Annotated in this window: 6 protein-coding genes and 1 tRNA gene; 5 read left to right on the plus strand and 2 right to left on the minus strand. The window is 57.3% G+C overall.

Going from position 1 to position 10,864, the window contains the following annotated elements; genetic code table 11:
• Positions 1–145 precede the first annotated feature (145 nt).
• From HMPREF3151_RS07575 to HMPREF3151_RS07590, 4 genes are all read left to right on the plus strand, one after another.
• A tRNA-Met gene (locus HMPREF3151_RS07575) sits at positions 146–222 on the plus strand.
• A gap of 277 nt (positions 223–499) precedes the next feature.
• Positions 500–3,088: a type I restriction-modification system subunit M gene (locus HMPREF3151_RS07580; protein ID WP_070474944.1), complete on the plus strand. Its 2,589-nt coding sequence runs from the start codon at positions 500–502 to the stop codon at positions 3,086–3,088.
• A complete protein-coding gene (locus HMPREF3151_RS11595; RefSeq protein ID WP_141741369.1) occupies positions 3,081–4,292 on the plus strand; it encodes a restriction endonuclease subunit S in 1,212 nt (403 codons plus the stop codon). The genes HMPREF3151_RS07580 and HMPREF3151_RS11595 overlap by 8 nt, the downstream gene beginning before the upstream one ends.
• Before the next feature lie 12 nt (positions 4,293–4,304).
• Entirely contained in the window at positions 4,305–7,964 is a 3,660-nt protein-coding gene (locus HMPREF3151_RS07590) for a type I restriction endonuclease subunit R, EcoR124 family (RefSeq protein ID WP_070474945.1), read from the plus strand.
• Positions 7,965–8,023: 59 nt separating this feature from the next.
• Here HMPREF3151_RS07590 and HMPREF3151_RS07595 read toward each other — a convergent pair whose 3' ends face one another.
• Positions 8,024–8,704, minus strand: a complete 681-nt coding sequence (locus HMPREF3151_RS07595; RefSeq protein ID WP_070474946.1) for a type 1 glutamine amidotransferase domain-containing protein — start codon at positions 8,702–8,704, stop codon at positions 8,024–8,026.
• A gap of 42 nt (positions 8,705–8,746) precedes the next feature.
• Here HMPREF3151_RS07595 and HMPREF3151_RS07600 point away from each other — a divergent pair, with 42 nt between their 5' ends.
• Positions 8,747–10,198 (plus strand): purine-cytosine permease family protein, encoded by a 1,452-nt coding sequence (locus HMPREF3151_RS07600; protein ID WP_070474947.1) that lies wholly within the window; start codon positions 8,747–8,749, stop codon positions 10,196–10,198.
• A gap of 24 nt (positions 10,199–10,222) precedes the next feature.
• Here the strand turns inward: HMPREF3151_RS07600 and HMPREF3151_RS07605 are convergent, their stop codons facing one another.
• Complete coding sequence (locus tag HMPREF3151_RS07605; RefSeq protein WP_070474948.1) at positions 10,223–10,624, minus strand: hypothetical protein; 402 nt, start codon at positions 10,622–10,624, stop codon at positions 10,223–10,225.
• Between the last annotated feature and the right edge of the window lie 240 nt (positions 10,625–10,864).

Here is a 10,864-nt window from a genome sequence, read left to right on the forward strand (position 1 = left end):
GGCTTGCACCCACGCGCCACCTGAAAGCAACAACGATAGCGCCAAACCGCCTTTGAACAGGAGGTTTGGCGCTATTAGTTGGTGTATGTATAGTAATTCCACGTTGCCGGTTACGGCGACAGGCGATAATCACATACACGCCCGACGCGGGGTGGAGCAGCTCGGTAGCTCGCTGGGCTCATAACCCAGAGGTCGTTGGTTCGAATCCAGCCCCCGCTACCAACGTGATTGCAACCCGGTCAGAGAGAAACTCTCTGGCCGGGTTTCTGCACTTTGGGGTTATCGCGAGTCCTGGTCTTGGGAGTGAAACTGGCAGTGAGTTTTGGTTCTAGTATTTCGAGTCGGTATGTAGTCGCCCGCCGACCGTGGACTTTGGGTTAAGCTCCGAGCTTTGGAAATCCCACTCACGTGTGTTGCCGCAGTCTGGCCACGAATATGTCCAGAACCGTGGCCATCCGTTTTTCACAGAATTTCAACGAGCTGGAACAGGGAACTTCACATGGATAAAAGGCAACTAGCCTCGCGCATCTGGGAATCTGCAAACACGATGCGCTCAAAGATCGAAGCGCAGGAGTACAAGGATTACATCCTCAGCTTCATCTTCTATAAGTTCCTCTCCGATCAGGTCGAACAGTTGATGTACACCAATGACGTGGCGCCTGAGAATCTTAAAGACGTGCTCGTTGAAGATGACCCCGAGACGGTCGAGTTTGTCCAGAATCGGCTGGGCTACTTCATTTCCTTTGAGAACCTTTATTCAACCTGGCGCGCGGCGGGCAACGACTTTAATGTCGCAGACGTGCGTGATGCGGTAGCGGCGTTTGACCGTCTCATCCTGCCGAGCCGGAAACATGTCTTCGAGAACATTTTTCGCACGCTAGAGACTGGCCTCTCGAAACTTGGTGACAGTGCTACCTCGCAGACCGCTGCGATCAAGAAACTTCTGGACCTCATCAACGACATTCCAACGGACGGTAAACAGGGATACGACATCCTCGGTTATATCTATGAGTACTTGATCTCGAAGTTTGCAGCCAACGCCGGCAAAAAGGCCGGCGAGTTCTACACCCCGCATGAGGTCTCTGAGGTGATGAGCCGCATCGTTGCCGCGCACATCCGGGGCCGCGACACCATCACCATTTACGACCCAACCTCAGGTTCAGGCTCCTTACTTCTGAATATCGGCCAGGCCGTCGCACGGCACATGGGTGATCCAGATGCGATCAAGTACTACGCACAGGAAATCAAGGACAACACATTTAACCTCACACGTATGAATTTGGTCATGCGAGGGGTCAAGGCCGACAACATTGTCGTTCGTCGTGGTGACAGCCTTGAACACGACTGGCCGATGTTTGATGAGTCTGACCGGGAGGGCACGTACGAACCTCTGTTCGTTGATGCTGTTGTCTCTAACCCGCCGTATTCGCAGAAGTGGAAGCCCGAGGGCAAGTCCGGCGACCCGCGTTTTGCGAAGTATGGACTCGCACCAGAAACCAAGGCGGACTACGCCTTCTTGCTGCATGAACTCTTCCATATCAAGCCCGATGGCGTCTTGACTATTGTCTTGCCGCACGGCGTGCTCTTTAGAGGCGGCTCGGAAGAAGCCATCCGTAAGCGCCTGATCGAGGCCAACAACATCGACACCATTATCGGTCTTCCTGGCTCCATCTTCTTCGGCACCGGTATCCCGACCATCATCATGGTGCTAAAGAAGCAGCACTCCCATGATGACGTGCTCTTTATCGATGCGTCTCAAGACTTCCTCAAAGATGGCAAGAACAATGTGCTGCGTGCCCGAGACATCGAGCGCATCGTTGATACCGTCCTTGCCCGCCAGGACGTAGAGAACTACGCGCGCGTTGTGACTCGCGATGAGATTCGTGAAAACGGGTACAACCTCAACATTCCGCGCTACGTCTCTGCAACGCTGCCGCCAGAACCTGTGGACTTTTTCGCCACTGTTAATGGCGGCATCCCAGTGAGTGAGATCGATGCGCTAGCTGGTTACTGGGGTGAGCTGCCGGGGCTGCGTGAAGCGCTGTTTGACGAAGATGTCAATGGTTACGCGATCATCCTCGCCGAGGACATTCGCGACACAGTCTTGGAACACGATTCCGCTAAGGCACTTGGCGACAAGATGAATGCGGCGCTGGCTGGTTTTTCTGACTCGTTAGAAGCAGATCTCATTGACAACGCAATGAAAGTCTCGGTCAACACTGCCGAAGATGCGATCAAATCTGATTTGTTCACGCGTCTGGCTCCTGTACCTCTGATTAACGAGTATCAGGGCTACCAGCTGCTTCATGAGAAGTGGCTCACTATTGCCAACGACCTGACGATTCTGCAGACCGAGGGCTGGGACGCCATGCGGATCGTTGATCCGATCATGGAGTGGAAGACGAGGAATAAGAAGAAGGAGTACGTCCGTACTGGCTGGGAGGGGCACGTCGCTCCCTTCGAAATCGTTCGCGGCCTCTACTTGCCTGAGCAGAGGGACCGAGTAAACGATCTCACCGATGAGCGCGATAGCATCGAGGATGAACTCACTGCCGTCATCGAAGGACTTAGTGAAGAGGACAAGACGGACCTTTCTGATGTTCTCAACGCTAAGGAGGATGGTTTTCTCAAGACCGATCTCAACAAAGCCGTCAAGGCGTTGCCGAAGGATCAACAGTGGCCCGAAGGCAGCGTTGAAGCTATTCAAATCGACGCAAAGCGTCTGCTTGATCGACTGACTAAGGTGAAATCGCAACAAAAGAAAGCCGTCGAAGAGCTAGACGTCAAGACTCACGAAACCATCGAGAACCTCACTGATGATCAAATCGTAGAAGTGCTCTCCACGAAGTGGGTTGCAGCGTTGATGGCACAACTTGCGCTGTTGCCATCGCTTGCGCTGCGTGAACTCGCTGATCAGGTACAGCGCTTACAGGATAAGTACGCCACGCCACTGACTGAGTTGGATACGCAGATCGCTACCACTGAGCGCAATTTGCTTGCATCCTTAGGCCAGCTCACTGGCTCAAATGCGGACATGCAGGCTGTCTCAGCGCTGAAGCAGATGCTGGGTGGTGGTCAGCGTGGCTAAGCACAACGCACCGGCACTTCGGTTTGGCGGCTTCGATGGCAAGTGGGACACCGCTCGTATGGGTGATGTGGCTGAATTGAATCCCTCTGCAGATATCCCAAATTTGTTCAACTACGTAGACCTTGCTTCAATTCTCGGCACTGAATTGGTTAGCTACTGCCCGTACAGCAAGGGAAAAGCTCCGTCTCGCGCCCAACGAGTTGCTCAGATCGGGGACATTTTTTACCAGACGGTACGCCCGTATCAAAAGAACAACTATCATTTTAATTTTCAATCAGATCGTGCTTTTGTCTTCTCGACTGGTTACGCGCAGATTCGTCCGAAAATTAATTCATCATATGTATTTACGGCTGTGCAACGTGATGAGTTTCTAACTCAAGTTCTAGATCGATGCACCGGAACGAGTTATCCAGCAATAGCTCCATCGCAAGTAGCTGAAATCACCTTGTCTTTTCCTGAGTCGTGGAAAGAACAACACGCCATCGGTGAACTTTTCGCTGATCTCGACGCGCTGATCGAGCAACACCGCGCCAAGCACGCGAACCTGCAGCAGACGAAGACTGCGCTGTTGCAGCGTATGTTCCCACAAGATTGTGCCGATGAACCGGAGCTGCGGCTTGATGGGTTCAGTGGGGCGTGGCAGCCACGAATCATGCGGGATTGTGCCGAGTATTCCAAAGGCAGCGGGTACTCAAAGAAAGACATCACTGACGAAGGCACTCCAGTGATTCATTACGGGCGTCTCTATACCAACTACGAGACAGTCATTACTAGCGTTGACACTTTTGCGTCTCCGCAACCCGGCGCTCTCATCAGCAGAGGAGACGAGGTGTTAGTTCCAGCGTCAGGCGAGACTGCCGAGGACATCGCAATCGCCTCAGCGCTTCTTCAGCCGGGAGTTCTTATTGGTGGCGATCTCAACGTTATCCGACCCCGCCGAAATATCGACCCTGTGTTCCTAGCATTGAATCTCAGCAACGGTGTGGCCAAAGAAACTCTCGTCAAACGCGCACAAGGCAAATCTGTTGTCCACCTGCGCAATTCGGATATCCAGGACATCGAGATTTTCTTCCCAACCCTCGAAGAGCAGCATGCTATCGGTGAGGTTTTCTTCAACCTTGATGCGCTTATCGCAGCTGAAAGCTGCTACATCACGCAACTAACCCAAGCGAAGACTGCGCTGCTGCAGCGCATGTTCGTCTAAGGAGCGATTACCATGACTACACCGCTGACGTACACTGACGAGGCGCGCTTCGAGGATGACGTTGTCGTTATGCTGCGCCGTCACGGCTGGGACGAGGTCCTCGACCGTCCCTCTGAGCGCCAGCTCATCGGCAACTGGGCTGAGATCCTCTACAACAACAACCGTGACCAGGACCGCCTTGGTGATGTGCCGCTGACATCTACAGAGATGGATCAGATCATCGAGCAGATCACCGAATTGCGCACGCCGCTGCGCTTAAATGAGTTCATTAACGGACGCAGCGTGGCCATTACCCGCGATGCTCCTGAGGCTCACAACCTGGGCAAAGAGGTTTCGCTCAAGATCTACGACCGCCGCGAAATCGCGGGCGGCCAGTCGTACTACCAGATCGCGCGCCAGCCAAAGTTTGCTACAGCCGCCCACAATCTCCTGCCTGAGCGCCGAGGCGATCTCATGCTTTTGATAAACGGCATGCCGGTGATCCACCTCGAACTCAAGCGCTCGGGTGTTCCTGTTTCGCAGGCTACGAACCAGATCATCAAGTATGCGCATGAGGGCGTCTACACCGGCCTGTTCTCGTTAGTGCAGATCTTTGCAGCGATGACGCCGACGGAGACGCTGTACTTCGCTAACCCTGGCCCTGGCAGAAAGTTCAACCCCGACTTTTTCTTCCACTGGGCTGACTTCAATAACGAGCCGATCAACGACTGGCCGACGGTGGTGACCTCGCTGCTGTCGATCCCGATGGCGCACCAGCTCATCGGCTTCTACACGGTGACCGACCGCGCAGCCGGCGTCCTCATGGCGATGCGCTCGTATCAATACTTCGCAGCGCACCGTATCGCCGACCGCGTGGAAGGCCACGAATGGGGGAGCGACAACAAAGGCGGCTACATCTGGCACACCACTGGCTCCGGCAAGACAATCACCAGTTTCAAAACCGCGCAGCTGATCGCGGACTCCAAGAACGCCGATAAGGTTGTGTTCTTGCTTGACCGTGTGGAGCTTGGTACGCAGTCGCTGGCGAACTACCGCAGCTACGGCGGAGATACCATCGACGTTGCAGATACTTCTAGTGCAGATGAGCTGCTGCAACTGCTGACCAACGAAACCTCGGTGCTGATTGTCACCTCGTTACAAAAGTTCCACCACCTGCAGGCCGAGACGCTACGCGCTGTGTATTTAGAGAAACTGCGCGAGAAGCGCATCGTCTTCATCGTTGACGAGGCGCACCGCTCCACCTTTGGAGACATGCTGCTGAATATCAAGACCACGCTGCCGGACGCGCTGCTCTTCGGCTTTACAGGCACTCCGATCCACGACGAGAACCAGAAGCTGCACGCCACTACGGCCACCATCTTCGGCAACGAACTGCACCGTTACTCAATCGCCGACGGTATTCGTGACGGGAATGTTCTCGGCTTCGATCCCGAGATGGTTGAGACATTTCGCGCGAGCGACGTGCGTAAATCTGTCGCCTTGGAGCAGGCCAAGGCCATCGATGAACAGGACGCTTTCAGTGATCCAAAGAAGGAGAAGGTTTACCTCAAGTTCATGGACAAGGCCCAGGTGCCGATGGCAGGAGTGCGTCATGAAGACGACTTTTACGACAGGGGCATTGAGGATTACCTTCCGATGTCGCAGTATGACCAGCACCAACATCGCCAAGCTGTCGCTGCAGACATCGTGGAAAACTGGCGGCATCTGAGTCGCAACAGCACGTTTCATGCGATTTTGGCTACGCACTCCATCCCAGAGGCGATCGAGTATTTCCGCATCTTCCGCGACAACTACCCTCAATTGAACATCACGGCGCTGTTCGACCCCAACATCGACAACACTGGCGAGCATCAGCTCGCGAAAGAAGACGGCCTCATCGAGGTTCTAGAGCACTACAACGCGATGTTCGACCAGCATTTCACCATGCCGACACACGCCGCGTTTAAGCGCGACATCGCTGCGCGCCTGGCGCACAAAGGACCGTACAGCACACCAGCTTTTACGCACGACGAGCAGATCGACCTACTTATCGTCGTGGACCAAATGCTGACCGGCTTTGACTCGAAGTGGCTGAACACCCTGTACCTCGACAAGCTCATCGCCTACGAGAACATCATCCAGGCGTTCTCACGTACCAACCGCGTCTTCGGGCCGGAAAAGCCCTTCGGCTCTATCCGCTACTACCGCAAGCCTCATACGATGCAACGCAACATCGACGCCGCCGTGAAGCTTTACTCAGGAGACAAACCCTTCGGGCTGTTCGTCGATCACCTTGACGAGCATCTCATGCAGATCAACCAGTGCTTTGCCGTCATCAAACGACGCTTCGCCGGTATTAATGATTTCTCCCGCCTTCCAGACGAAGAGGACGACCGCCTTGAGTTCGCCAAGGTCTTGCCGGAACTCTACGAGCATCTCCAGGCGGCCCAAGTCCAAGGTTTTACCTGGGAGAAGGACACGTACTACTTCGACGACACCACCACTACAGTGGAGTTGACTGAGCCGGAGTTCATCGCGCTGCTCTCGCGTTATAGGGAGCTTGATCGTTCCAGTGGCGAACCTGGTTCAGGGCCTGAGCCGGGGGACGACACTCCGCCATATGACATCGACGTGCACATCACGCATATCGACACCGCACGTATCGATGCAGACTATCTCAACGCGAAATACGCCAAGTATCTTCGCGCCATTGAAGCCGGAGTACCGCAGGCAGAACTCGATGAATTACTCTCCGAATTGCACGCTGGCTTTGCACGCCTAAGCACGGAAGACCAAGTTTTTGCGAACCGGTGGCTGCATGACATTCAATCTGGTGAAGCAGTCCTTGTCCCAGGCAAAACCGTGCAGGATTACATCAACGACTACAAGCTCACGCAGCAGGACCGTGAAATTGAGCAACTAGTACGGGCCGTTGGTGTCAATGCTGAGCTCCTGAGAAAGATTCTCGCGGCGCACGTTGATGAAGCCCATATCAACGAATACGGGCGTTTCGATGAAGTCGTCAACTCTGTTGACTTTGATGCCGCCGCCGAATATTTTCAGCGGAAGACTGGGGAGAAGCTTGCATCCTTTAAGGTCCGAACGGCTATCGACAGGTTGCTGCGACAGTACGTGTTGCACCACAAACTCCCCGCAGACCTTAAAGAAGCGGCATCAAAAGACGTTGAGAGCCTAATGGGCGTGGCTGGAACGGGACCGGTTAAGCAGCTTGAGGTTAACGTGGACTACATCGTCATGTTGATTGATGATTACCGTGCGAAGTTGGGCCAACGCAACGACGCAGGAGCACGTGAGATTCGTGCAACGATTGAGCGCAGCGTTGAAGCATCCCCAAGCCTGCACAACAAGCGCGATCTAATCGAAGAATTCCTGCACTCCGAAGAGAACACAGGGGCATCAGGTAATACGCAGCAGCGCTGGGAGAAGTTCTTAGCCAACCGGCGCGATCAAGAGCTCAATGAGCTGATCGAGGCTGAAGAGCTTAACCCCGATGAGACGTATTCGCTCGTGGAAAAAGCACTTCGTAATGGTGGCGTGCAAACATCTGGTACCGCCATGAAGAAGCTGTTGCCGGCCACATCCAGTCTTGGGCGACACATGGACCAAGATGAGGTCCAGGCGCGTTTGAGTGAGAAATTGTCGGCATTCGTGGATCGTTTCTCGATGTCGTAGAAGGACACCGAGGGTGCCCTTCGACTACGCGTTCAAGTGAAGATATCCCGCGAAAACACCTAGCTCAGCGCCTCCAGCACCGCCTCGCCCACCCCCGCGGCCGACGTGGGGTTCTGGCCGGTGATGAGCTTGCCGTCGACCACGACGTGCTTGGTCATCGGGATCTTTGCGGTGGTGTACTCGCCGGCCTGGTCGCGGAGTTTCTCTTCCAGGCTGAAGGGGACTTCCTCGGTGCGGCGGGCGAGTTTCTCTTCGGTCCAGGAGTAGCCGGTGACGTGGCGGCCGTCGAGAAGCTTGGTGCCATTGGCGAGGGTGACGTCGAGCAGACCGCACGGGCCGTGGCAGACAGCTGAGACGATCTTGCTGCTGCCTGCGAAGTGGGCGACGGCCCGTTTCACCTCGTCGGCGGCAAAGTCGAACATGGTGCCGTGGCCGCCGATGAGGTAGATGCCGTCGAACTCGTCGAGGTTCACGTCCGCGATTGCCGGGGTGTCATCGAGCTGGTCCATGAACTCGGGGTCCTCGTAGCGCTTGTTTGTGCCGCCGAGCTGGATCACCGGGGTTTTCAGGCTCACCGGGTCGATGGGCACGGCGCCGCCGTCGACGCTGGCGAGTGTGACCTCGTGGCCGGCTTCGGTGAGCACGTCGTAGAAGTGCGTGTACTCGCCGAGCCACATGCCGGTGTGGACGCCGGAGTCGGCGTAGCGGTGGACACTGGTGGAAAGCGCAAGAAATTTCATAACGCCATTATGGGGGGTTTGGCTGCGACGTATAGTCCATGTATGTCACACAGCAAACCCACAGCGAATAGTGCGCCCGTGGTGGAGACCCTGGGCATCGACATCGTCCCCGAATCCGAGCGCACCGCGAAACCCTCCGACCTGTTCTGGCCGTGGTTCGCTGCCAACATCTCGGTCTTCGGCATCTCCTACGGCTCGTTCGTGCTCTGGTTCGGGCTGTCGTTCTGGCAGGGCGCGCTGGTCACCGCACTCGGGGTGACCTTCTCGTTCTTCCTCTGCGGGCTGATCGCCGTGGCCGGCAAGCGCGGGTCCGCGCCGACGATGGTGCTCTCGCGCGCCGCGTTCGGTGTGGAGGGGCAGAAGGTGCCGGGCATCGTCTCGTGGCTGACGTCCATCGGCTGGGAGACTTTCCTTTCCATCATGGCGGTGTTGGCCACCACAACGGTGATCCGCGAGCTCGGCGGCAACCCCGGCACCGCCACCAAAGTCATTGCCACTGTGATCGTCGCCGGGCTGATCGTGGCGGCGTCGGTGCTGGGCTACCACACGATTATGAAGCTGCAGTCGGTGCTGACCTGGCTCACCGGCGCTGTGACCGTGCTGTACATGGCGCTGACCATCCCGCGCATCGACTGGGCCGCGGTCCAAGCCATCCCCGCCGGTTCCGCGGGCAGCGTGGTCGGCGCGCTGGTGATGGTGATGACGGGCTTCGGCCTGGGTTGGATCAACATCGCCGCCGACTGGTCGCGCTACCAGCGCCGCGACACCCCGGATTCCGCCATTATCTTCTGGAACACCTTCGGCGGCGCCATCGCCCCTGCGATTCTGGTGGTATTCGGGCTGTTGCTCGCCGCATCCGACGAGGCGCTGGCGGAAGCGATCGCGGACGACCCGATTGGTGCGCTCGCCGTATTGCTTCCCACCTGGGTGCTCGTGCCGTTTTTGATCACCGCGGTGCTCGCGCTGGTCTCCGGCGCGGTGCTCGGCATCTACTCCTCGGGCCTGACACTTCTGACCTTGGGCATCAACATCCCGCGACCAGCGGCCGCCGCCATCGACGGCGTCATCCTCACCCTCGGCACCATCTGCGTGGTCTTCTTCGCCGAAAGCTTCCTCGGGCCGTTCCAGTCCTTCCTGATCACCCTCGGCGTGCCCCTGGCCAGCTGGGCGGGCATCCTCATCGCGGACATCTATTCCCGCACGCAGGATTACGATGAGCCCGCGCTTTACGACGCCAAAGGCTGCTACGGCGCCGTCGACTGGACCTCCATCGGCATCCTGGTCGTCGCCTCGGTGATCGGCTGGGGCCTGGTGGTGAACCTGTTTGCCGAGGAAGCGGCCTGGAACAACTGGCAGGGCTACCTCCTGCCGCTGGTCGGCGAGCACTGGGCGGACGCGAACCTCGGCGTGCTCGTCGCGCTCGTACTCTCCTTCGTGGCCGCGTGGTTTGCGCGCCGGGGCCGCATCCGCCGGCAGGAGGGGAGCGCGGCTTAGCGCGCTCGGGCCGGTGCAGCCGGCCTACGTGGCCGGGTTGCGAACCAGCAGGCGGTCCACCTGGTCCGCCAGGTCCGGGGCTTGCGCGTCGAAGTCGCCGGGCAGCTCCCGGTCCGCTTCGGCGATGGCGTCCGCGTCCGGCTCACCGGTGGCCATCGCTGCCTCAGCCGCGTCGAGCAGCCGCTGCAGGCGAGGCACGTTGAGCTGGTACGCGCCGTCGTGTTCCGGGCCTTCCACGGGGTGGAGCCAGCCGGTGGCAGTGAAGATGAACATGCGGGTTTCCAGCATGTTCGCCTTCAATCCGAGTTTGTCTTTCGGATCTCCCAGGCCTCGCACGTAGCCCCGGCGGGCCTCGCGCACGGTGCCGTCGGTGTCCAGGACGGGTCCTGAGTGATCGTCAGCGTTTCGGGCGATGTCGGCCAACATATGCAGTTCTCGGGGGAAGAGCGACGGTGCTTTTGCGCAGTACACGGCGGCTCTCAGTATCTCGCCCAAGGGCGCCTCCTTTTTGCGGTTGTGGTGGAACAGGCCGACATTATAATTTTCCGTCCGATCCCGAAGGCGAGGGAATCGAACGAATGTGTGGGTGAGGGTTAGATGGACGACATGGCCGGGATGGACGAGCCGCGCAGCTGTTTAGAAGATCGAAATGGTAGCGGTGTGGTG

Source organism: Corynebacterium sp. HMSC05H05 (genome assembly GCF_001807265.1).
Taxonomy (GTDB): Bacteria; Actinomycetota; Actinomycetes; order Mycobacteriales; family Mycobacteriaceae; genus Corynebacterium.

What these genes read in the sequence shown, in the direction of transcription:
- HMPREF3151_RS07580 (WP_070474944.1), top strand. Translation starts at nt 500, where the DNA reads ATGGATAAAAGGCAACTAGCCTCGCGCATCTGGGAATCTGCAAACACG.
- HMPREF3151_RS07590 (WP_070474945.1), top strand. Translation starts at nt 4,305, where the DNA reads ATGACTACACCGCTGACGTACACTGACGAGGCGCGCTTCGAGGATGAC.
- HMPREF3151_RS07595 (WP_070474946.1), bottom strand. Translation starts at nt 8,704, where the DNA reads ATGAAATTTCTTGCGCTTTCCACCAGTGTCCACCGCTACGCCGACTCC.
- HMPREF3151_RS07600 (WP_070474947.1), top strand. Translation starts at nt 8,747, where the DNA reads ATGTCACACAGCAAACCCACAGCGAATAGTGCGCCCGTGGTGGAGACC.
- HMPREF3151_RS07605 (WP_070474948.1), bottom strand. Translation starts at nt 10,624, where the DNA reads ATGTTGGCCGACATCGCCCGAAACGCTGACGATCACTCAGGACCCGTC.